The sequence below is a fragment of the Shewanella zhangzhouensis genome, assembly GCF_019457615.1.
Lineage (GTDB): Bacteria > Pseudomonadota > Gammaproteobacteria > Enterobacterales > Shewanellaceae > Shewanella > Shewanella zhangzhouensis.
Genome location: NZ_CP080414.1, coordinates 1,760,622 through 1,784,960 on the forward strand (window position 1 = coordinate 1,760,622; position 24,339 = coordinate 1,784,960).

Here is a 24,339-nt window from a genome sequence, read left to right on the forward strand (position 1 = left end):
AATTTGAATAGCCCAAAAGAGTAGCAAAATGACAAAGTTGACCCAAGTTACTGCAAGCACCACCCACATCCGTCAGTCTCAGCGCCTTTCATCAAAGGGGTTTGGCAAGACAGCCGCGTCAATGATGGTGATGTCCGCACTGGGATTGGCCGCCATGGCGCCTGTGGCTGCAAACGCCGCCGTGACCGGGGCGCAGAAAACCCTGGTGTTTTTGGTCAACTTTCAGGAAAACCCCAACGATCTGCCCATGAGCGTCAGCGAAGCCGATGCCATGGTGTTCGGTACTGTCAATGATTTCTACCGTGCGGCCTCAGATAACCAACTGTGGTTGACCGGTACTGTGGCTGGTGTGTTCACTGCGCCCATGTCCAATCAGGTTTGCAACAACGCCAATACCCTGGCGCAGTCCATCAATGAGCAGGCGATTGCCGCCGGTGTGCCCCTGAACCAGTATGACCGCTATGTGTATCTGACCACCAAGGACGCCTGTCAGTCTGAAGGCTCTGCAACCCTGACCGGTCTGCCATCACGGGCCGTAATTAATGGTCCTCAACCTGCCCGCGTCGTTGCACACGAATTTGGCCACAATCTGGGTCTGGAACACGCCGGTGCCTGGGATTGTGATGCCGGTACTCTGGCGGGTAACTGTCGCGTAATTGAATACGGTGACAGCTACAGCACCATGGGCAACTCAGATATGGGTTATTTCGGTGCAGAGCAAAAAGAACAACTGGGTTGGGTTAGCGCAGCGTCTGGTGCGGTAGCTGTGGCTGCAGAGGATGGTGTTTACACCCTGGGCGCCTATGAGCAGAGCAATGGTCAACCCATCGCGGTGAAAATCCCACGCGGCGCCGATCCAGTCACTGGCAAACAGCGTTGGTTTTACATCGAATATCGCCAGTCTCTGGCCCATGACAGCTTCCTGGCTGCCCGTTCTTACACCATGTACCGCGGCGATGTCACAGAAGGGGTATTGGTTCGTATGGTGACCGAAGGTGAGCCACGCAGCCGCGTACTGCACATGAAGCCTGATGCTTACTTCAAGCAAAGATATGGCATGAACGACTGGAAAGATCCTGCCATGGCCATAGGTGACAGCTTTACCGATCCGGATTCAGGTGTGACGTTCAGCCTCTTGTCTGCCAACGGCAACACCGCTGACATCAGTGTCCAGCTGGGCAGCGCCGCTGGCCAGTGTCTGAAAGCCTCACCAACTGTTTCTGCGGTCCAAAGTGTTGCCTCCGGGAATGCCGGTGATACTGTGCAGTACAGTGTGAGAATTGAAAACCGTGACTCTGCAGATTGTGCAGCTAGCGATTACCGTGTTGCAGCCAACGTGTTGAGTGGTTGGCAGGCCAACACTGCCACTGTGACTCTGGCTCCCGGTGCCAGCCAGCAGGTGACTCTGGCCGTTACTTCTGCCGGCAACAGTGCCGACGGTAACTACAACGTGCCTGTGACAGCCACTTCACTGGCTGACTCCAGCGTGAAAGGCAGCACCAACCTGACTTATCAGGTAATCGCAGCCCCTGCTGCCAGTGAGCTGGTTGCCAACAATGACCAGGTGAATATCAGCAGCAAGCAAGCGGTTACCATCGAAGTGAAGGCCAATGACGTGATAGCCCAGGGTGCCAACGTGACTGTGCAGGTTTCTGCCGCCGCCAAAGGCAGCGTGGAAGTACTGAGTGATGGCAGCGTACGTTACACTCCTGCCAAGGCGTTCAAAACCAGTGACAGCTTCAGCTACACCCTGTTTGATGGCATCAGCAGCTCCAGCGCTACCGTGACTGTGACGCTGAGCTCATCCACCACAGACACAGGTGACACCAGCACTGGTGGCAGCACCGGCGGCAAAGGTAAGAACCGTTAACAGTGCCCCGATAAAAAAAGCCCGGTATTGATACCGGGCTTTTTGTTTGTGCACTTTCTGGAACCAGGTCTTGTGGCTCATGATCAAGCCACTGCCTGATTAGCCGCTAGTCGCTACTTGGACAAATAGGACAGGTGGCAGAGTTTTCACTGAAGGCACTTGAACCATCAATCTTCAGTTGTCCCACTGCAAAGACGGTGTCACTGAAGGTCTTGTCTACTGCAGAGGTAAAGGCTTTAGGTACGTAATCGCCTGAGTAAGGCATACATACGCCGCCGCCCAAAGTCACACCTGAAAGCACATCCACGTCATCGGATGGATCGGATGGAGTACCTGAGTCATCGGTGACTGTTACGTTGATCAGTGTGAGGTTATTGGCTGTGGTATTACAAACCTGTCCAGAGAAGCTGACCTTGGCAATCACACCATTTTCAGTTTCGACAAAGTTGGAATTACAGTCTTTGGTCACATTAATCATGGGCGAAATGCTCAGTGATTGACAATCGGCACCACCGGTATCGGAGATGGTGGAATCCCCACTTGGTGTGCCGGCTGCTGTTACTGTAACCGTATTTTGCAGGCCGTTGAGGTTACTTTCAAAGGTGCCACCACCTTCAGCCATTGCACCTTTTGCCAGGGTGCCAACATTAAAGGTTTGATTGGCCACGTTATCGGTTACCACTATGTTGTACAGGGTGCCTGCGCCGTCGTTGATGACTTTATAAGTAAAGTCATACTCATAGCCGGTTTCTGTTGCGTTGACCCGGGCCTGACTACAGGTCTTGGTAATATCAACACTGCAGAGTTCAAAGTCATGGATGACAAAGTCTTTCAGCGTGGCGGTAAACTCGCTGGAAGAACGGGTTTCTGCCATAAAACTGCTGAAGCAACTGTCACCACCCACCAACTGAGTCAGGTTAATACCACCTTCAAAGAAGGTTTCATATGGGAACTCATTGGCGTTGTTGCTGTTTTTAGACTGATATGGCCATGGTGACGGGGTAGGGTCGTATGACCCGTTCTCATCATTGGTAATGGCGCATACCAAATCGTTACCCAGGCCAGAGCCGCAAATGGCTGCCCCTTTGTAAAGCAGACGCAGATTGGCGGCATCACACTCACCGGCAGCGGGATTGTTGTTGGCGGCCTTGGTACAGCTTGAATCCCACACATCCACACGGATTTCGGGGCTCGCGTTTACTGATTGCGGGAAGTTTGCCAGAACCAGTACATCACCGTTTGTGTGCATGCCCTCGAAGCTGCCGTTTGGCAAGGCTGCTACATGCTGTTTAAAGAACCAGAATCCCAGGAAGGCATCACCCTTGTTGGAGATCCTGTCAGCGCCAAAGTACACCACCAGGTCATCATTGATGTTATAGGCTGCCGCATAAGCGTGGGTAATTTCATCTTTATCCGGTGAGCTACCCATTTTGTGAGCCCAGTCGCTAACGTCCTGAATGTCTTTACGGCCACCTGTGAAAATACTGCTGTCGATTCCAGATGCATCTGGCGTATCGTCGACTATGCCTGTAAATCTCAGTGGGTCACCACCATTATTACTGCCATTGTTGTACAGGGTTGCCCAGTCATAGGGTGGTGCAACGGCATCCTGTACGGCATTGCCCTCCAATTCGAATATGTCATCATGAACCGCAAACGCTGGCGTTGCGGCCATACCCATCGTGAAACCCAGCGCCAGTGCGCTGAACCTACGAAGTATCTTTCCTTTACAGAGTAGTTTCATTTTTAGCTCCTTCTATGCATGCGTAACCCGTTACGTCTTCTTATGCGGACAGGGGGCGTAATGGGCGTGGTCACGCTTAGTCTTAGCAAGACTTGAGCCTGAAGTTATCTATATGTTTATATGAGGAAATTTATTTTATGGTGGGTAGAACTGTTGCATATATGAAGCAGGTTGTCGCGTTTACCTGCGACACTGACACACCTAACTGGGTTCTTTTTTCAGCAAGCGATAGAGGGTGGAGCGGGAAATATTCAACGCCCTCGCGGCGGCTGAAATATTATGTTTATGGTCGCTGATTGCTTTGAGAACCGCTTCAACGTCCAGCTCATCGCGCTGACTGACCAGGTCGCGGTGTTTGGCGTGAATGGCAACGCTTAGGCCTAAATCGTCCGGTGTAATAAGCGGTGTTTCCGCCATAATCACCGCTCGCCGTATGCGGTTTTGCAGCTCTCTGACATTACCCGGCCAGTCGTAATGGCGCATGGTCGCAATGGCACTGTCACTGAAACTCAAGGAACGGTTTGGAGGGGAAAGCTGGGCAAGAAAGGCTTCGGCCATCAACTTTACTTCTGTGCTGTACTCTCTCAGGCTGGGAACATGCAATCGGAGCACATTAATCCTGTGGTAGAGGTCTTCCCGGAAAGTACCTTCATCGACCGCTTTTTCAAGGTTTTGATGCGTCGCAAAAATGATGCGGCAGTTTATCTTCAGTGGGCTCTTGCCACCGATACGGGTGATTTGTCTGTCATCCAGGAAATGGAGCAGGTTAACTTGCAGCTCCAGCGGCAGATCGGCAATTTCATCCAAAAACAAGACCCCGTCTTTGGCTTGTTCTATGTGACCCTGATACTGTCTGTCGGCGCCGGTAAAGGCTCCCTTCTCGTGGCCAAACAGGGTGGATTGGATAAGGCCATTGGGTAAGGCGCCGCAGTTAAGGGCAATAAAAGGACCATCGGACCGGGCAGACATGCGGTGCAGCCATTTGGCGCACAGACCTTTGCCGGTGCCGGTTTCACCACTGAGCAGCACTGTTTCGTCGGTACTGGCCAGTTTTTTCAGATCCTGTTTCAGCCGGAGGATACAGGGATGTGTTCCCAAAATATCGGTAATTTTAACCCCTGGGGTTTTTACCGGCAGTAATTTGGCCATGCCGTCGGCGTGGCCCAAGGCTTTGTTGACGCTGTCCCAGTCAAGGGGAGAATGGTGATAGTCGATAAAGCGGGCGCTGAGCAGCCACTGGCAGGCTTTATCCAGTTTTCCGTCGGTGAGGGCTATCCAGAGCAAGTGAGGGAAGTGGCTTTGAATGAGGGCGATGTCTGAAGACAGGGTATCGGCACGGGGGCACAGCATGGCGACGGCGACACCCAACTGCTGTCCGCTCAGTTTTAAAATTGCTTCATGACCGCTGGCGGCAGTCAGACAATGCCAGCCGTATGCCGCGAGGCGACGACTTACATCTGTTGCTTCCTGGGATTTAGACAGGAGCAACAGATGGCGGGGCATTGTGCCAGCAGCGCGGGTTTCCTTTTGCACCACTTTGTTCATGTCGGTTGCATTTCCATCACAACGCCGGATCCTGAGTGTATGCAAGAATTGGCGGTCTCTCAAGGAATCCGGAGTGATGTTTTTGGCCAGAGTTGTCAACAAAAAGGGCCGCAGAATGCGGCCCTTGATGCTTGTCAGATCAGTCTGTTTTACCTGCCAGCCAGGGCAGCATCTTGTCTGTACGTTTATTTGCCATCCACAATCCCTGGGCGGCCCTGTGTCTTAAGCGATAAAGCGCTTGATAGCACAAGGGAACCAGAAACAAACTGGTGACAGTGGAGAAGCTGAGTCCACCGATAATGGCAATGGCCATAGGGTAGTATGGGGGACCGCCACCGCCGATTTGCGTGTCGCCCATGGCAAGGGGCACAAGACCCAGCACTGTGGTGCCCACCGTCATCAACACCGGCCGCAGACGGGTGATACACACCGCATGTATGGTGGCAGACAGTTCTTCCAAAGAAGGTGTCATCTGGTTGATTTGGTCAACCAGTACTATGCCGTTGTTCACCACAATCCCCATCAGAATGAGTATGCCAATCATGGCCATCACGCCGTTGGGCGTGCCGGTAAGCCACAGTGCCCAGAATACCCCTGTGATGGAAAACAGGATGGAGGTAATAATGGCCGACGGCAGCAGCAAGGATTCAAACAGGGCTGCCATGACGATATAAATCATTGCCACGGCCAGCAGCATGTTCACCACCATGATTTGCTGATCTTCATCCTGACGCTCAAAACCGCCCCTGAGCGAGTATTCATAGCCATGGGGCAGATTAAGATGACTCATGGCCTGCTTGATCTTCTCCTGGGCTTCTTCGGTGGTAATGCCTTCCACGTTGGCGCCGATGGAGAGTGCCGTCTTACGATTAAAGTGGCGTATGGTGTCAAAGCGGGGCGCAATGTCCACCTCCGCCAGTGACGACAGGCTGTACACCCGCTCGTCTATTTTCAGCACCGGCAACTGCTTGAGCTTTTCCAGGGACTGTTGCCAGCTTTTCTCGTAGGCAAGTTCGATGCGGATTTCACCGTTGGGGTCATGACGAAAACTTCTGAGCATTTGGCCACGCAGCGCCGTAGCGATAGCGCGGGCAACGTCGCTGGCCTGGGTGCCAAGGCGCGCTGCCATGTCGCGGTTAACCCGGATAAGCACTTCCTGCTGTGCACCACTGACCTCGGAATTGACGTCTTCAAGCCCCTCAATGGCGCTCAGCATAGGCAAGGCTTCCTCGCTTAAGCGCATCAGCTCGCTGGTGGAGCGACCTGTCAGTGTGACGCGTACGCCCTGACGGTCATTGCTCCAGCCGAACTGTGGCTTGGCGATGGAGAACTTGGGAAAACCTTCCCGCATGTTTTTCTTCAGGGCTTCGAGGTCAAACTCAGCGCCTTTTGTGAACAGCACGGTTGAAGAGGCGCGCTCTGGGTTGTAGTAGCTGTAAACCGAGTCAATAAAAAACTCCTCTTTGTGGGCGTAGAGGTAGCTTTCCATCTCGGCGACTACGGCTTCGGTAACGGCAAGGGCATGGCGACCTTCAATCTGATAATTGATAAAGAGTCGCTGCTTGCTGGCGCCATCTTCCTGGTCCTGCTTCACATTCGCAAGGGGCAGCGCGGTTGATGCCAGCATCAGCACTGCTATCAGCGTGCTCCATCTGGGGTGGGTCAGCACCCAGTTCAGGCTTACTTCATAAAAACGCTGCACCCGGGATTTATGGGTTTTGTCCTCATGATGGATGTGAATGCGGGTCAGCATCAGTGGAATAAGTGTCTTGGCAACCAGCAGCGAGGCCCCCAGAGAAATACAGATGGCAATGGCCACGTGCTCGAGGAAGATGGTGAGCTGCACCTTGGCGCCAAAAATATTGGGGAAAAATACAATGGCCGTGGTCAGGGTACCGGCGAGTACTGCCAGCGCAACCTTATCCACCCCTGCCAGCACGGCCTTGTCCTTGCTCTCGTGGGGCTCTTTCTGTTTTTCCTGCAGTACGCTTTCGGTGACCACCACCGCGTTATCAATGAGCATGCCCACGGCGAGCAGCAAGCCCATCATCGACAGTATGTTCAGGCTGTAGCCAAGCAGATACATGGCGGCCAGAGTCATACAGATTGAAATGGGCACCGAAGACACCACTATCAGCGTCATTCCCATGTTGCGCAAAAACAGGTAGAGCACGGCAAAGGAGAGGGCGGCACCTATAAGGCCGGCCATCATCAGATCCCACAGGGAGGATTTTACTCCTTCTGCCTGATCTTCCATGATAAAGAGCTTGATACCGTTGAACTGTTTATCGGCTTTTACCTCTTCAATGACCCGCATAACCCGGGCGGAGACTTCCACCAGGTTGGCACCTGACTCTTTAAATACATCCAGACCCACGGCATAACGCTGATCCAGATGACGACCTTCGATGCGCTCAGGCAGCTCATAGTTAATCTTGGCGATGTCGCCAAGACGCACGCCCTGCGTGAGGACTATGTCTTCAATCTCCTTGAGGGAGCGAAACTCACCCTTGGGGGAAACCTGATAGACGGATTTGTCCTGACGCAGCGTACCACCGGCTATCACGAAGTTTTCGGCCTGCAGACGGCGGTTAAGCTCGGCGGAAGATATCCCGGAAGCGGCCAGCAAGTCGGCATCCACCCGGATGCTGATTTGTTTTTGCTCCACCCCGTAGAGGGTAACCTGAGAGACTCCTTCCACGCGCTCAAGGGGCTGACGCAGCTGCTTTTCCAGCAAGTCGTAGGCGCCGGAAAGCTCCCTTTCACTGGAAATACGCAGGTTAAAGATGGGCATGTCTGATGTGGAGAACTGCTGGATGAATACCCGCTCTACATCTTTTGGCAGCAAGTGTCTTACCGCATCGACCTTTTCACGGGCCTCCAGGCTTTTGGTGGCGGTGTTTTCGCCCCACTTCATACTGAGTTCGATAAAGGCGCCATCCTGGCTGGATTCTGAGGTCATTCTCTCAATGCCACTCATGGTGGCGAGGGACTCTTCCAGCACCCGGGTGATATCGCGCTCAACCTCGGCGGGTGTGGACCCCTTATAGGGGACCTGCACCATCACCTGAGGAATGTCGATTCCGGGAAAGAGTTCCAGTGGCAACAACCTGGTAGAGGCCATACCAAACAGCAGTATGGCGACAAAACACATTACGGTGGTGACCGGGCGGCGGACCGCAAGTTTGGTGATATTCATACGCCAGCCTCCACGGTCTCAGGGGCTTTGGTGGCAAAGTCTTTGCGGTCAAACAGGGCGTAGAGCACAGGAATGAGCACCAGCGTCAGCAAGGTAGACAGCGCCAGACCAAAAATCACTGTGATGGCCATGGGGGCACGCACCTCGGCGCCATCGCCCAGGCCAAGTGCCATGGGCAACAGGCCCAGTACAGTGGTCAGTGTGGTCATCATAATCGGGCGTAAACGGGACTTGGCGGCCTCGCTGATGGCCTCGAGTTTTTCAACGCCTTCGCTGCGCAGCTGATTGATACGGTCAATCAGGACGATGGCATTGTTCACCACAATCCCCGCCAACATGATAAGGCCGATAAACACCACCACTGACACATGGGTGCCGGTGAGATACAGGCCAAACACGCTGCCACTGACGGCCATGGGCACGGCAAAGAGGATAAGCAGCGGATGCAGGAAAGACTCGAACTGGCTGGCCATCACCAGATAGACCAGGAATACCGCCAGCACCAGCGCGATTTGCAGCGACTGGAACGAGTGCTCCATTTCTTCATTCTGACCACCAAAACTGGCCTGAATGGAAGCTGGCAGCTGCTGTTTGGCCAAAATACTGCGGGCTTCCGTGACCGCCTCGGCCAGATCCCCATAGGCGAGGTTAGCCGATACCAAAGCAACACGCTGTTGGCTGATACGGTTGATGGCAGATGGACCCAGCTCGAGTTTGACATCGGCCACTGCCGACAGCGGGATTGGGGTCGCCGCGTCCGGGTTAATTATCATGTTGCCGATATCGCTGATTTGGTCGCGCTCGGTTTCTTCGGCGCGCACCAGGATATCAATTTTGCGGTCACGCAGGCTGTACTTACTGGCGACAGTGCCACCGATACGCTGTGCGATACGGTTGGCCACTGTGGGGGCTTCCATGCCCAGCGCCGCCAAACGGTTACTGTCGAAGTGAATGGCCAGCTCAGGCTGTCCATCCCGCAGGCTGGTATTGATATCGGCGAAACGCTCTGACTCGCCCAGTGCACGCACCAGACTGTCGGCGCTTTGCTTGAGCAAATCCAACTCATAGCCGCGCAGCTCGATTTCGAGTGGGGTACGGAAGCTGAAGAGTTCGGGATATTTGACCTTGGCCTCGAGCTCAGGAATACGGCGGATTTCATGGCGCAGCACATCGCTGACCTGGTCAAAGGCGTCATGATCGGCGAGTACCACCTGCAAACGGCCCCAGTTTTCACCGCCACGGCTGACATCCGAGGTCATCAAGCCGCCGCTGCCGGCCTGGCTGTAGGCGTGTTTAACCGCTGGCATGTCTTTGATGGCGAAAGCCAACTGTTGAAGAACCCTATCGGTTTCACCAACTTCGGTGCCGGGCGGCAGCAGGATTTCCACATAAAATTCACCCTGATCCATGTTGGGGATGAGCTCCATACCGAGCCGTGGCAGCAAAAGCCCTGCACTGGCTGTAATGCCAAGGGCAACCACGACAGTCAGTACTCTGGCCTTCAGGGCAGCGGCCAGCAGCGGACGGTAACTGGCTTCCAGCGCGCGGTAGCCCAGGTTAAACAACCAGGTGAAGGGCCTGAGCAACATGCCCATCAGCCAGGAGAGCAGACGGCTCAATGACAGCGCCATCGTCAATATCGCGGCAGGTAACCATTTGAAAAGCACTACAAAGGGGAAGCTGAACACAGTAGCGCTGTAATGCTTGAGCTTGCCCATTTTACCTTCAGGTTTGGCCTTGGACTCTTTTTCCAGCAGAGGCGGAAGGGCCTTAAAGCCTTCCCGTGAAGCCAGCATGGGAATAGAGGTCAGGGCAACCAGCAGAGAGGCGAGCAGGGCAAAGGTCACGGTAAGCGCCTGATCGGAGAAGAGCGCACCGGCAATACCGTCCACGAACACCAGAGGTACAAATACCGCAAGCGTGGTGAGGGTCGAGGCAAATATGGCGCCGCTCACTTCCCGGGTTCCCTTGATGGCGGCGTCCATGCGCGAGAGCCCCTGCTGCTTGTATCTGTCGATGTTCTCCAGCACCACAATGGCATTATCCACCAACAGGCCCACCGCCAGTGCAATACCGCCAAGGGACATGATGTTGAGGCTGATGTCAGCGAAATACATCATGTTGAAGGTGGCTATCACCGAAAAGGGGATAGAGATGGAGATAATCAGGGTGGGGATGATGTCCCGCAGGAACAGGTAAATCACCAGCATGGCCAGAACAGAGCCAATCAACGCCGAGGAGGTCACTTCGCTGACGGCACTTTCGATAAACTCGGACTGATCGTAGATGATTTCCATCCTGGCGAGGGGATCTTTCCCGTTGATGCGTTCAATATCCTGTTTCAGCTTTTTCGCCACAGTCACAGTATTGGCATCGCCTTCTTTATAGATGGCAAGCTCAATGGACTCGCGCTGACCTATGCGGGTGATATCGCTGCGCTCTTTGTGGCCGTCGATGATGGTGGCCACTTCAAACAAACGCACCAGGCTTTGACCATTGCGGTACACCACCACCTGGCCCAGTTCCTCGAGGGAGTTGAACTGGTTAAGGGTGCGTACAAGATATTCTTTATCGCCTTGAACCACTTTACCGGCAGACACGTTGAGGTTTTCGGCCGCGATACGGCTGCGAATTTGCTCAGCATCCAAATCAAGCTGTGCCAGACGCTCCTGATTCAGCAGGATTTGCACTTCCTGCTCCAGACCTCCCGACAGGCGCACTGCGGCCACGCCCGGTAAGCCTTCGAGCTGGCGTTTGAGCTCTTCGTCGGCATAGGTACGCAGTTGCTTCAGCTCATCGCCGCTGGCGTCCTCCCGCGAGAGAGCAACACGCATGATGGGGTCGAGGTTGGGATTAAAGCGCAGCAGCAATGGCTTTTGCACGTCAAGCGGCAGGGCAATGATGTCGAGTTTTTCCCTGACATCCAGGTTTGCCATGTCCATGTCTGTGCCCCATTCGAATTCGAGGATGACATCGGACATACCAGAGCGGGACACTGAACTGATTTTACGCAGGCCTTTAACAGTACCCACTGACTCTTCGATGGGTTTGGAGACCAGTTGCTCCACTTCAACGGGGGCTGCGCCATCATAAAGAGTACGTATGGTGACGGTGGGGTAGCTCAAGTCCGGCAGCAGCATGACTGCGAGACGGGAGAAACCCACCATACCGAAGAGGATCACCGCGAGCATAAACATCCACACGGTGACCGGCCGTTTAACGGAAGTCGTGATTATTGACATGGGATGTGCTCCTTACTTTTTAACCGAAGCCACATCCAGTGGGGTGATGATTTCAACCAGCGATTGGTCTTTGAGGTTTTGCTGCCCACGGATCACCAGATGCTCTCCGGGAGCAATACCCGCGACTACTTCAACCATGTTGCCTTCACGATAACCCAGCTCTACTTCGCGACGCTCGGCCGTGGTGTCCTGGATAACATACAGGGTCTGCTTGTTATCCTGGTTGATGATGGCGTTATAAGGCACTGTGATGACGTTTTCATGGGTGTCGTACTTGAGCTCAACCCGGGTAAACATGCCCGATTTGAGGACGCCATTTTGATTGGGCACCTTGAGCGTGACCTTAAAGGTGCCGCTTTGGGCATCGACAACCGGGCTGATGCGCAGTACTTCGGCATTCACGGCCTGGTTTTTCTGACCGCTGGCGTAGATATCGGCATGCTGTCCAAGACGCAGGCTGGAGAGCTGCTGCTCCGGCAGATGCACTATCCCGTGAAGCTCGTCCTGATTGACCACATAGAAGATCTCTTCGAATTCTTTGGCCATGTTGCCGGCTTTAACGAAGCGCTTGGCGATGATGCCATCCACGGGGGACACGATTTGGCTTTCTTTAACCTGCAGCTTTGCCAGGTCCAGGCGCGCCTTGGCGGCCTGCAGGTTGTATTCGAGTTTGGCGATGGAGTCTGCACTGACATAGTCTTTGCTCTTCATCTTTTTTACCCGTGCAAGCTCCTGCTCGATAATGAGTACTTCGGCTTCGGAGCGGTCGAGCTCATACTGTTGACGCTTGGCGTCGATAACAGCCAGTAATTGTCCTTGCTTGACCCTGTCACCCTCTTCCACATGCAGGGCTTCTATCAGGCCGGCGATACGGGTGACCACATGGGCTTCAACGGGCGCTTCGAGGGTGGCGGTAGTGGAATAGAATGAGGAAACGTTGCCCTGAACCACTAACTGGGTTTCAACAGGTATGGCGTATTTTTCTTCTTCCTTCTTGGCTTCTTCCTGTCCACACGCGGCAAGTACACCAACAAGCAGTAAGGGGAGGGCGAGTTTGAATGATTTGCGGGCTTCCATTGTTATACCTGTACTGTTAACTGTGTTGCGCTTTAAAAGCAGCTTCCGTGCCATAATTGGATAATTCATTTATTACAATAAGATAGCGGTAAATTGGCTGCGTTTATCGCCATGCAAACTGTAAAAAAGTGGTGAAATTGTTTATCCGTTGGTGAGAAATACTAAAGACTGTTAACAAGTGAACTTCAAGGCAGTAATTGCAACAAAAGATGAAGCGGGAAGGGCGATACAGAAACAAAAAAGGCGCCAAAGGCGCCTTTTTGAACAGGAACAGACGTTATCGCTTGTCGACGCTGACAAAGTCGCGGCTGTGTTCGCCGGTGTACAGCTGACGTGGACGGCTGATCTTGTGACCAGGCTGATCCAGCATTTCTTTCCAATGAGAGATCCAGCCAACGGTACGGGCCAGAGCGAAGATCACGGTGAACATGCTGGTAGGAATGCCGATGGCCTTCATGATGATACCAGAGTAGAAGTCTACGTTCGGGTAGAGCTTCTTGGAGATAAAGTACTCATCATTCAGGGCGATACGCTCAAGCTCCATGGCAACGTCCAGCAGAGGGTCGTTCACTTTAAGCTCGCTCAGCACCTCGTGGCAGGTTTCACGCATTACCTTGGCACGTGGATCAAAGTTCTTGTACACGCGGTGACCGAAGCCCATCAGACGGAATGGATCATTCTTGTCTTTGGCACGTTCGATAAACTCAGGAATACGGTCAACAGTACCGATTTCTTCCAGCATACGCAGACAGGCTTCGTTGGCACCACCGTGGGCAGGACCCCACAGAGACGCGATACCGGCTGCGATACAGGCGAATGGGTTGGCACCGGAGGAACCTGCCAGACGCACAGTAGAAGTAGAGGCATTCTGTTCGTGGTCAGCGTGCAGGATGAAGATGCGGTCCATGGCGCGCTCGATGATTGGGTTTACCTTGTACTCTTCGCAAGGTACGGCAAACATCATCGACAGGAAGTTACCGGCATAACTTAAGTCATTACGTGGGTACACGAATGGCTGGCCGATGGAATACTTGTAGCACATGGCGGCCAGGGTCGGCATCTTGGATACCAGACGATAGGCGGCAATTTCACGGTGACGGGCGTCGTTCACATCCAGAGAGTCCTGGTAGAAGGCAGACAGGGCACCGGTCACACCGCAAAGCATGGCCATGGGGTGTGCATCGCGACGGAAGCCGCGGAAGAAAAATGCCAACTGTTCGTGAACCATGGTGTGGCTCTTCACAGTGTGAGCGAATTGTTCGTATTGCGCTTTAGACGGCAGTTCGCCGTACAGGAGGGCGTAGCAGAGTTCCAGATAGTTGGATTCTACTGCCAGCTGCTCGATGGGGTAGCCACGGTGCAGCAAAATACCCTTGTCGCCGTCGATATAGGTAATTGCTGATTCACAGGAAGCTGTGGCCAGAAACCCTGGATCAAAGGTGAAATAACCTTTGCTGCCCAGCTTGCTGATATCGATAACATCGAAACCTTCGGTGCCCTGTTTAACCGGCAGTTCAATTGAATCGTTCCCCGGTAATTCCAATTTGGCTTTCAAATCAGCCATACCCCGTTCTCCTTACTTCATTCTTGTGGTGAGTGCGGCATGTCAAAACGGCCACTACTTTACAAGCAATCGAGATCACATTTCAATTTAAATAAGCGTTTAAATTCCTTAGACCATGGTATAGGTCTGACCAATTTCCCTGTCAAGACTAGTACTTATCCCAGAAAAAGGCCAAAAAAACTAAATATGCATAATGTGACGTTTGTATTTGACTTTTGCGGCGAGTATACTTGCTGCGGCTCGAAAGGGCTGATTACAGAAGGCTTTAGGCACCTTTTCTCTGCATGAAAAAACGGCAGCCAAAACAGCCCTCTGGAGATAACACCTTTTTCTTTTGTGACGACTGTCGCCGTGACCGAAATCATGGTTCAAAGTTTGACCAGAAGCGGTTCGCATAACAATAAAATGCTCAATGGAGCTGAGTGAGCAGAACGTGAAAAAGCAAAGACCTGTCCATTTAGATCTGCAAACCATCCACTTTCCTGCAACAGCGAAAGTGTCCATTCTTCATCGCGTCTCTGGTGTGATCATGCTGTTCGCCATGGGTATCCTGATTTGGTTGCTCCATGCGTCTCTGGCATCCGCCGAGAGCTTCCAAGGCGTTCAGGCTCTGTTTGACAACTTCCTGGTGAAGTTTGTTATTTGGGGCATTCTGACAGCACTGGGTTATCACCTGCTTGGCGGTATCCGTCATCTGGTGATGGACACCGGCCGCTGGGAAGAATTGGGCTCTGGTAACGCATCAGCCAAGGCTGTATTCGTGCTGGCGATTACCTTTTCTATCATTGCGGGGATCTGGGTATGGTAACCAATGCAGCAAGTTTCGGACGCAGTGGTGTCCATGACTTTATCCTTCTTCGTGCCAGTGCGGTCATTCTGGCCTGCTACACCATCTTCTTGGTGAGCTTTATTGCACTGAGTGCGCCTCTCACTTTCGAAATCTGGCACGGGCTGTTCAGCACCCTGCCGATGAAAGTGTTCACCCTGCTGGCTCTGATTGCCCTGCTGATCCATGCCTGGATCGGTATATGGCAAGTGCTGACTGACTACGTCAAGCAAACAGCGCTGCGTGGTGTATTACAGTTTACTTTTGTCGTGACTGCCTTCGCTTATCTGGCCGCCGGCATTGTGATTGTGTGGGGGGTTTAAGGTGAGTATTCCAGTTCGCGAGTTTGATGCAGTCGTGATTGGTGCCGGCGGTGCCGGTATGCGCGCTGCACTGCAGATTTCCAAAGAAGGCAAGAGCTGTGCGCTCCTGTCTAAAGTATTCCCAACCCGTTCTCACACTGTATCTGCCCAGGGTGGTATTACAGTAGCGCTGGGCAACGCTCACGAAGATAACTGGGAATACCACATGTACGATACCGTAAAAGGTTCCGACTTTATCGGTGACCAGGACGCTATCGAATACATGTGTCAAACCGGTCCTGAAGCCATTATCGAGCTGGAGCATATGGGTCTGCCATTCTCCCGTTTCGAAAACGGCAAGATTTACCAGCGTCCTTTTGGTGGTCAGTCCAAAAACTTCGGTGGTGAGCAGGCTGCTCGTACTGCCGCCGCTGCCGACCGTACCGGTCACGCCCTGCTGCACTGTCTGTATCAGCAGAACGTGAAGAACAAGACTCAGGTTTTCTCTGAGTGGTACGCTCTTGACCTGGTGAAGAACGAAGATGGCGCCATCGTAGGCTGTACTGCCATCGACATCGAATCCGGTGAAATCGTTTACTTCAAAGCCAAGGCCACTGTTCTGGCTACTGGTGGTGCTGGCCGTATCTACGCATCTACCACCAACGCTCACATCAACACTGGTGACGGTGTTGGTATGGCTTACCGTGCCGGCGTTCAGCTGCAGGACATGGAAATGTGGCAGTTCCACCCAACCGGTATTGCCGGTGCCGGTGTACTGGTAACCGAAGGTTGCCGCGGTGAAGGTGGTTACCTGCTGAACAAAGACGGTGAGCGCTTTATGGAGCGTTACGCGCCAAACGCCAAGGACCTCGCGTCCCGTGACGTAGTGGCCCGTTCTATGATGACCGAAATCCGTGAAGGTCGTGGCTGTGATGGTCCTATGGGTCCACACATCAAGCTCAAGCTTGATCACTTGGGTAAAGAAACCCTGGAAGCCCGCCTGCCAGGCGTGTGTGAACTGTCCCGTACCTTTGCTCACATCGATCCGGCCGATGGCCCAATCCCTGTGATCCCAACCTGTCACTATATGATGGGTGGTTTGCCTACCAAGGTATCCGGTCAGGTGATACGTAAGAACGAAGACGGCAGTGAAACCGATATCGTTGGTCTGTTCGCTGTGGGCGAAATCGCCTGTGTGTCTGTTCACGGTGCCAACCGTCTGGGCGGTAACTCGCTGCTCGATCTGGTAGTATTTGGCCGTGCGGCTGGTCAGCATCTGGGTAAAGCCCTGGACGAGACAGCCGATCCTAAAGCTGCTACCGACGCAGATATTGAGCAGTCACTGGCTCGTCTGAACCGTTGGGAAAGCAATAAAGACGGCGAAGATCCAGCGCAAATCCGCAAAGACCTGCAAATGTGTATGCAGCTTAACTTCTCTGTGTTCCGTACCGGTGAAGCCATGGCCGAAGGCCTCGAGCAGCTGCAAGCCATCCGCAAGCGTCTGGAAAATGCCAAGCTGTCTGACAACTCCAAAGAGTTCAACACTCAGCGTATTGAGTGTCTGGAGCTGGATAACCTGATGGCCACCGCCATCGCGACTGCTTACGCCGCAAACTTCCGTACTGAGAGCCGTGGTGCTCACAGCCGTGAAGACTTCACCGAGCGTGATGATGACAACTGGCTGTGCCACAGCCTGTTCGACCCCGTGACCGAGGCTATGTCCAAGCGCGAAGTGAACATGTCACCCAAGCACCGTGAAGCCTTCCCACCGAAGAAGCGTACCTACTAAGGAGTTGCGAAGATGAAGTTGGAGTTTTCAGTTTATCGTTACAATCCTGACGTAGATACCAAGCCACGTATGCAGGATTACAGCTTCGAAGTGCCTGATGGCTCAGACATGATGGTGCTTGACGCGCTGTTGAAGCTGAAAGAAATCGATCCGACGCTGTCGTTCCGCCGTTCATGCCGTGAAGGTGTGTGTGGTTCGGACGGTATGAACATGAACGGTAAGAATGGCCTGGCTTGTATCACGCCTATCTCTACCTTCAAGGGCAAGAAGATTGAAATCCGCCCACTGCCCGGTATGCCCGTGGTACGTGACCTGGTGGTCGATCTTTCCCAGTTCTACAAGCAGTACGAGAAGATCAAGCCATACCTCATCAACGATGAGAAGAAGCCTGCCCGTGAACACCTGCAGAGCCCAGAGGAGCGCGCGCACCTCGACGGCCTGTATGAGTGTATCATGTGTGCCTGCTGCTCCACTGCCTGTCCATCTTTCTGGTGGAACCCTGACAAGTTCGTGGGGCCAAGTGGTCTGCTGCATGCCTATCGCTTCCTTATCGACAGCCGCGATACTGCGACTGAAGAGCGTCTGGCCGAGCTTGACGACGCCTACAGCGTGTTCCGTTGCCACGGCATCATGAACTGCGTAGACGTGTGTCCGAAAGGACTGAACCCGACCAAGGCGATTGGACACATCAAGTCCATGCTGCTGAAGCGGGCCGTGTAAATGCAAGACAATGAGCTAACGATAATAATGATATAGCTCAGCGAGAGTCACTGTCCCTTTCGGGGGATGGTGGCTCTTTTGTGTGAAGGAACTACTTGAAGCCGTAATATTGGAACCCTCGGGGCGGCTGTCGGCATACCTTGTATGCCAAACCATGGCTAAGCACGTGTATAAAGTTTGAAAGGATAAGAAATGCACCAAGGCAGCATGAAAGCCTGGCTGGAGTCATCTCACCTGTACGGATCGAACGCGACCTATGTGGAGGAGATGTACGAAGCCTATCAAGAAGACCCCACTTCAGTGTCCGATGACTGGCGTGCGGTGTTTGACAATCTCCCTCCCGTGAACGGTGCCTCTGCTGATGTACCTGAAGCTTCCCACTCCAAGATCCGTGATTATTTCCGCTCACTGGCCCAGGAAGGCCAACGTAAAGGCGCCGGTCGTGTAACCGACCCCGAAGTGGATGCCAAACAGGTTAAGGTACTGCAGCTCATCAACGCTTACCGTTTCCGTGGTCACCAGAACGCCAATCTGGACCCGCTGGAGCTGTGGAAGCGTGACGCAGTAGTTGAACTCGACCCGGCATTCCACGGCCTGACCGCCGATGATATGCAGCGTGAATTCAACACCGGCTCGTTCGCCTATGGCGGCGAGACCCTGAAACTGGGTGAGCTGGTAAAAGCATTGAAGGCCACTTACTGTGGTTCTATCGGTGCCGAATACATGCACATTACCGACACCGACGAAAAACGCTGGATCCAGCAACGCCTCGAGCCAACCCTGGGTCGCGCCGCATTCGATAAAGGTGTGAAAAACCGTATTCTGGAAGGCCTGAACGCCGCCGAAGGTATGGAAAAGTACCTGGGTGCCAAGTTCCCCGGTGCCAAGCGCTTCTCTTTGGAAGGTGGCGATGCACTGGTGCCCATGATGCGCGAAATCATCTACCGCGCAGGCGAAGCCGGCACCAAGGAAATCGTCGTTGGTATGGCCCACCGTGGCCGTCTGAACGTTCTGGTTAACGTGCTGGGTAAGCGTCCTGCAGAGCTCTTTGACGAATTTGCCGGTAAGCATGCCGACAGTTCAGGCTCCGGTGACGTGAAGTATCACCAGGGCTTCTCCTCTGATTTCGAAACCCCCGGTGGCAACGTGCACCTGGCGCTGGCATTTAACCCGTCGCACCTGGAAATCGTTAACCCTGTTGTCATGGGTTCAGTCCGCGCCCGTCAGGACCGCCGTGGCTGCAAAGATGGCCTGTCTGTTATGCCTATCACCATTCACGGTGATTCGGCGATTGCAGGGCAGGGCATTGTGCAGGAGACATTCAACATGTCTCAGACCCGTGGTTTCCGCGTAGGTGGTTCTATCCGTATCGTGGTGAACAACCAAGTAGGCTTTACCACCTCTAACCATCAAGACGTGCGTTCTACCGAGTACTGTACCGACATCGCCAAGATGGTTCAGGCACCGATTTTCCATGTGAACGCCGACGATCCTGAAGCCGTGGCCTTTGTGGCTCAGGTTGCCGTTGATTACCGTAACGCCTTCAAGCGTGACGTGGTGATCGATCTGGTGTGTTACCGTCGTCATGGTCACAACGAAGCTGACGAGCCAAGTGCTACTCAGCCGCTGATGTACCAGAAGATTAAAAAGCACCCAACCCCACGTAAGATCTACGCCGACCGTCTGATTGCCGAAAACGCTGTCAGCGCCGACGAAGTGACTGCCATGATTAATGGCTACCGCGATGCCTTGGATCAGGGTGACTGTGTCGTGAAAGAATGGCGTCCCATGTCACTGCGTACCGTTGACTGGTCTCCGTTTATTGGTCAGGACTGGGATGTGTCTTATGAGCCAACCGTTGCGCTGGCTCGTCTGCAACGACTGGCTGAGAAACTGGCTTATGTGCCAGAAACTCACCCGCTGCAGTCTCGCGTAGCCAAGATTTACGCCGACCGCGTGGCCATGGCCAAGGGCGAGAAGCTGCTGGACTGGGGTTTTGCCGAGACACTGGCTTATGCCACCATCCTGGAAGACAACAACCGCGTGCGCATCACAGGTCAGGATTCTGGCCGTGGTACCTTCTTCCATCGTCACGCTGTGCTGCACAACCAGAACGATGCCACCACCTATATGCCGCTGCGTAACCTCGCCGAGGAGCAGGGCCCGGTTGATATCACTGACTCTGTGCTGTCTGAAGCCTCGGTACTGGCTTTCGAATACGGTTACGCCACTGCCGAGCCTGGCGGCCTGACCATTTGGGAAGCTCAGTTCGGTGACTTCGTTAACTGTGCCCAGGTAGTGATTGACCAGTTCCTGTCGTCCGGTGAGCAAAAGTGGGGCCGTCTGTGCGGTCTGACCATGCTGTTGCCCCATGGCTACGAAGGTCAGGGTCCAGAGCACTCTTCAGCCCGTCTGGAGCGTTTCCTGCAGCTGTGTGCCAACCACAACATGCAAGTGTGTGTGCCTTCAACCCCGGCTCAGGTTTATCATATGCTGCGCCGTCAGGTGGTTCGCCCACTGCGTCGTCCTCTGGTGGTTATGTCGCCCAAGTCATTGCTGCGTCACCCTCTGGCAGTGTCTTCTCTGGAAGAACTGGCAAACGGTACCTTCCAGAACGTGATTGGTGAAATCGACAGTCTGGATCCGAAAGCCGTTAACCGCGTTGTTTTCTGTAGCGGTAAGGTGTACTTCGAGCTGCTGGAGCGTCGTCGTAAGGAAAACCTCACCAACGTTGCTATTATTCGTGTCGAGCAGCTGTATCCGTTCCCTGCCGAAGAGATGGCAGCGGCACTTGCCGAATATCAGCACGTGACTGACTTCGTATGGTGTCAGGAAGAGCCGCAGAACCAGGGTGCCTGGTACTGCAGTCAGCACCACTTCTGGGCCGCAATTCCCAAGGGTGCCACTCTGACCTACGCTGGCCGTGAAGCTGCTGCTGCACCGGCCTGTGGCTACCCAGAATTGCACGCTCACCAGCAGGAATCTCTGGTGGTAGACGCTTTGAACTTGAAGTAACAGACATTTATAAAAAGGATAGCTTTCAATGAGTATCGAAATTAAGGTACCCGTTCTGCCAGAATCCGTGGCTGATGCCACTATCGCCACCTGGCACGTTAAGCCTGGTGAGGCTGTATCTCGTGACCAGAACCTGGTTGATATCGAGACCGACAAGGTTGTATTGGAAGTGGTTGCGCCAGAAGATGGCCACATCAGTGAACTCCTGTTCCAGGAAGGTGACACCGTTCTGGCCGAGCAGGTGATTGCCAAGTTCGTGGCCGGCGCCGTTGCCGGTCAGGAAGTGACCAAGGCGCAAGCCGAAGCTGCTGCCCCTGCTGCTGAGGCCGCTGGCGATGAGAGCAACGACGCCCTGAGCCCATCAGTACGTCGTCTGATTGCCGAACACAACCTGGATGCCAGCAAAATCAAAGGCACCGGTGTAGGTGGTCGTATCACCAAAGAAGACGTTGACGCCTTCGTGAAGAGTGGTGCCGGTAAAGCTGCTGCCCCTGCGGCCAAAGCGGCTGCTCCGGTGGCTCTGTCTGGTGACCGCTCAGACAAGCGCGTCCCTATGACCCGTCTGCGCAAGACCATTGCCAGCCGTCTGCTGGAAGCCAAAAACTCTACCGCCATGCTGACTACCTTTAACGAAGTCAACATGAAGCCCATCATGGATATCCGCAAGCAATATCAGGATATCTTCGAGAAGAAGCACGGTATCCGTCTTGGCTTTATGTCTTTCTACGTGAAAGCCGTAACCGAAGCCCTGAAGCGCTTCCCGGAAGTGAACGCGGCTATCGATGGCGATGACATCGTTTACCACAACTACTTCGACGTGAGCATCGCTGTGTCTACTCCCCGTGGTCTGGTTACCCCAGTTCTGCGTGACACCGACACCATGAGCCTGGCTGACATCGAGAAAGCAGTACGCGATCTGGCCATCAAGGGCCGTGACGGCAAGCTGACTGTGGAAGACATGACCGGCGGTAACTTCACCGTGACCAACGGTGGTGTATTCGGCTCTCTGATGTCTACCCCAATTCTGAACCTGCCACAGAGCGCTATCCTCGGCATGCACGCCATCAAGGACCGCCCAATGGCAGTCAATGGTCAGGTTGAAATCCTGCCCATGATGTACCTGGCTCTTTCTTACGACCACCGTATCATCGATGGCCGTGAGTCTGTTGGCTTCCTGGTAACCATCAAGGAATTCCTGGAAGACCCAACCCGTCTGCTGCTGGACATCTAATCAGTACAGACAAAAAACCTCGTGACTGGCCCCTCGGGGCCAGTTGGATTTAAAACGTAGTATACGGATAGATCATCATGAACTTGCATGAGTATCAGGCAAAAGCCCTCTTTGCCGAATATGGTTTACCAGTGTCAGAAGGCTATGCCTGCGATACCCCTCAAGAAGCGGTAGAAGCGGCTGGTCGTATTGGCGGAAATATGTGGGTAGTCAAGTGTCAGGTACACGCTGGCGGCCGCGGTAAGGCTGGTGGCGTTAAAGTGACTGGCGACAAAGAAGAAATCCGCGCCTTCGCTGAAAAGTGGCTGGGCAAGAACCTGGTGACTTACCAGACTGACGAAAACGGTCAGCCAGTTGCCAAGATCCTGGTTGAAAGCTGCACCGACATCGCCAACGAACTGTACCTGGGTGCCGTAGTTGACCGCGCGACCCGTCGCGTAGTGTTCATGGCTTCTACCGAAGGTGGTGTGGAAATCGAGAAAGTGGCTGAAGAGACTCCAGAGCTCATTCACAAAGCCATCATCGATCCTATCGCCGGTCCACAGCCTTTCCAGGCTCGTGACCTTGGCTTCAAGCTGGGTCTGAACCCAACTCAAATGAAGCAGTTCACCAAGATCTTCATGGGCCTGGCCCAGATGTTCCTGGATCACGATTTCGCTCTGCTGGAAATCAACCCACTGGTAATCACTACCGAGGGTAACCTGCACTGCCTGGACGGCAAGATTGGTGTAGATGGTAACGCTCTGTTCCGTCAGCCAAAAATCAAAGACATGCACGATCCTTCTCAGGATGATGCCCGTGAAGCCCACGCTGCCAAGTTCGAACTGAACTACGTAGCTCTGGACGGTAACGTAGGCTGCATGGTGAATGGTGCTGGTCTGGCCATGGGTACCATGGACATCGTAAACCTGCACGGCGGTAAGCCAGCCAACTTCCTCGACGTAGGCGGCGGCGCGACCAAAGAGCGCGTTTCTGAAGCTTTCAAGATCATTCTGTCTGACAGCAATGTGAAAGCCGTTCTGGTTAACATCTTCGGTGGTATCGTGCGTTGTGACATGATCGCCGAAGGTATCATCGGTGCGGTGAAAGAAGTAGGCGTGAAGGTGCCTGTAGTTGTGCGTCTGGAAGGTACCAACGCTGAACTGGGTGCCAAGGTGCTGGCTGAATCTGGTCTGGACATCATTGCTGCCAAGAGCCTGACCGACGCTGCTCAGCAAGTTGTTAAAGCTGCGGAGGGCAAGTAATGTCTGTATTGATCAACAAAGATACCAAGGTAATCTGCCAAGGTTTTACCGGTGGTCAGGGCACTTTCCACTCTGAGCAGGCTATCGCTTACGGTACTCAGATGGTTGGTGGTGTGTCTCCTGGTAAAGGCGGTACTACTCACCTGGGTCTGCCAGTGTTCAACACTGTGAAAGATGCCGTTGCTGCCACCGGCGCCACTGCTTCTGTTATCTACGTACCTGCGCCTTTCTGTAAAGACGCCATCCTGGAAGCCATCGACGGTGGCATTCAGCTGATCGTATGTATCACCGAAGGTATCCCAACTCTGGATATGCTGCAGGTGAAAGTGAAGCTGGAAGAAACCGGCGTTCGCATGATTGGTCCTAACTGCCCAGGCGTTATCACTCCAGGCGAATGTAAGATTGGTATCATGCCAGGTCACATCCACAAGCCAGGCAAAGTGGGTATCGTTTCCCGTTCAGGCACTCTGACTTACGAAGCCGTTAAGCAGACCACTGACGAAGGTTTCGGCCAGTCTACTTGCGTAGGTATTGGTGGTGACCCAATCCCAGGTACCAACTTCATCGACGTACTGGAAATGTTCCAGAACGATCCTCAGACCGAAGCCATCGTGATGATCGGTGAAATCGGTGGTACTGCCGAGGAAGAAGCTGCTGCTTACATCAAGGCTAACGTGACCAAGCCAGTTGTGTCTTACATCGCCGGTGTTACTGCACCTGCCGGTAAGCGCATGGGCCACGCCGGTGCTATCATCGCCGGTGGTAAAGGTACTGCCGAAGACAAATTCGCTGCCCTGGAAGCTGCCGGTGTAACCACCGTTCGCTCTCTGGCCGATATCGGCAAGGCGCTGCGTGAAAAGACTGGTTGGTAATCCCACCCGGTAGAAAAAGGGCGCCTTCGGGCGCCTTTTTTGTGTGTATAGATGTATAGAAGTAGGTATAGATGTGTATTAACCCATTGAAAGGCGTGG

The 24,339-nt window shown here is 53.7% G+C and carries 15 protein-coding genes; 9 read left to right on the forward strand and 6 right to left on the reverse strand.

What is annotated here, in order from left to right; all coding sequences use genetic code 11:
• Nucleotides 1–28: 28 nt before the first annotated feature.
• Nucleotides 29–1,870 carry an Ig-like domain-containing protein gene (locus tag K0H63_RS07595; protein WP_220067413.1) on the forward strand — a complete coding sequence of 614 codons (1,842 nt, stop codon included), beginning with the start codon at nt 29–31 and terminating at the stop codon, nt 1,868–1,870.
• A 106-nt stretch (nt 1,871–1,976) separates the two neighbouring features.
• On the opposite strand, the gene K0H63_RS07600 is transcribed toward K0H63_RS07595, so the two are convergent.
• The 6 genes from K0H63_RS07600 to K0H63_RS07625 form a co-directional block, all read right to left on the reverse strand.
• Nucleotides 1,977–3,614 carry a DUF11 domain-containing protein gene (locus tag K0H63_RS07600; RefSeq protein ID WP_220067414.1) on the reverse strand — a complete coding sequence of 546 codons (1,638 nt, stop codon included), beginning with the start codon at nt 3,612–3,614 and terminating at the stop codon, nt 1,977–1,979.
• A gap of 201 nt (nt 3,615–3,815) precedes the next feature.
• Entirely contained in the window at nt 3,816–5,159 is a 1,344-nt protein-coding gene (locus tag K0H63_RS07605; protein WP_220067415.1) for a sigma-54-dependent transcriptional regulator, read from the reverse strand.
• A 139-nt stretch (nt 5,160–5,298) separates the two neighbouring features.
• Nucleotides 5,299–8,358 carry an efflux RND transporter permease subunit gene (locus K0H63_RS07610; RefSeq protein WP_220067416.1) on the reverse strand — a complete coding sequence of 1,020 codons (3,060 nt, stop codon included), beginning with the start codon at nt 8,356–8,358 and terminating at the stop codon, nt 5,299–5,301.
• The gene (locus tag K0H63_RS07615) at nt 8,355–11,600 is read right to left on the reverse strand and encodes an efflux RND transporter permease subunit (RefSeq protein ID WP_220067417.1); all 3,246 of its coding nucleotides are present in this window, start codon (nt 11,598–11,600) and stop codon (nt 8,355–8,357) included. The genes K0H63_RS07610 and K0H63_RS07615 overlap by 4 nt, the downstream gene beginning before the upstream one ends.
• A gap of 12 nt (nt 11,601–11,612) precedes the next feature.
• Nucleotides 11,613–12,677, reverse strand: a complete 1,065-nt coding sequence (locus tag K0H63_RS07620; protein WP_220067418.1) for an efflux RND transporter periplasmic adaptor subunit — start codon at nt 12,675–12,677, stop codon at nt 11,613–11,615.
• 277 nt (nt 12,678–12,954) lie between these two features.
• Nucleotides 12,955–14,241, reverse strand: a complete 1,287-nt coding sequence (locus K0H63_RS07625; protein WP_220067419.1) for a citrate synthase — start codon at nt 14,239–14,241, stop codon at nt 12,955–12,957.
• A 412-nt stretch (nt 14,242–14,653) separates the two neighbouring features.
• Here K0H63_RS07625 and sdhC point away from each other — a divergent pair, with 412 nt between their 5' ends.
• From sdhC to sucD, 8 genes are all read left to right on the forward strand, one after another.
• Nucleotides 14,654–15,049 carry a succinate dehydrogenase, cytochrome b556 subunit gene (gene sdhC / locus K0H63_RS07630; protein WP_011759538.1) on the forward strand — a complete coding sequence of 132 codons (396 nt, stop codon included), beginning with the start codon at nt 14,654–14,656 and terminating at the stop codon, nt 15,047–15,049.
• Nucleotides 15,043–15,390 (forward strand): succinate dehydrogenase, hydrophobic membrane anchor protein, encoded by a 348-nt coding sequence (gene sdhD, locus K0H63_RS07635; protein WP_011759539.1) that lies wholly within the window; start codon nt 15,043–15,045, stop codon nt 15,388–15,390. The genes sdhC and sdhD overlap by 7 nt, the downstream gene beginning before the upstream one ends.
• A 1-nt stretch (nt 15,391) precedes the next feature.
• Nucleotides 15,392–17,158 (forward strand): succinate dehydrogenase flavoprotein subunit, encoded by a 1,767-nt coding sequence (sdhA, locus tag K0H63_RS07640; RefSeq protein ID WP_220067420.1) that lies wholly within the window; start codon nt 15,392–15,394, stop codon nt 17,156–17,158.
• 12 nt (nt 17,159–17,170) lie between these two features.
• Nucleotides 17,171–17,878, forward strand: a complete 708-nt coding sequence (locus K0H63_RS07645; RefSeq protein WP_126166581.1) for a succinate dehydrogenase iron-sulfur subunit — start codon at nt 17,171–17,173, stop codon at nt 17,876–17,878.
• A 192-nt stretch (nt 17,879–18,070) separates the two neighbouring features.
• A complete protein-coding gene (gene sucA, locus K0H63_RS07650) occupies nt 18,071–20,893 on the forward strand; it encodes a 2-oxoglutarate dehydrogenase E1 component (protein ID WP_220067421.1) in 2,823 nt (940 codons plus the stop codon).
• Between the two features lie 28 nt (nt 20,894–20,921).
• Nucleotides 20,922–22,124, forward strand: coding sequence for a 2-oxoglutarate dehydrogenase complex dihydrolipoyllysine-residue succinyltransferase (odhB, locus tag K0H63_RS07655; protein WP_220067422.1), 1,203 nt, complete (start codon nt 20,922–20,924; stop codon nt 22,122–22,124).
• A 77-nt stretch (nt 22,125–22,201) separates the two neighbouring features.
• Complete coding sequence (gene sucC / locus K0H63_RS07660) at nt 22,202–23,368, forward strand: ADP-forming succinate--CoA ligase subunit beta (protein WP_011759544.1); 1,167 nt, start codon at nt 22,202–22,204, stop codon at nt 23,366–23,368.
• A complete protein-coding gene (sucD, locus tag K0H63_RS07665; protein ID WP_220067423.1) occupies nt 23,368–24,240 on the forward strand; it encodes a succinate--CoA ligase subunit alpha in 873 nt (290 codons plus the stop codon). The genes sucC and sucD overlap by 1 nt, the downstream gene beginning before the upstream one ends.
• Nucleotides 24,241–24,339: the final 99 nt, after the last annotated feature.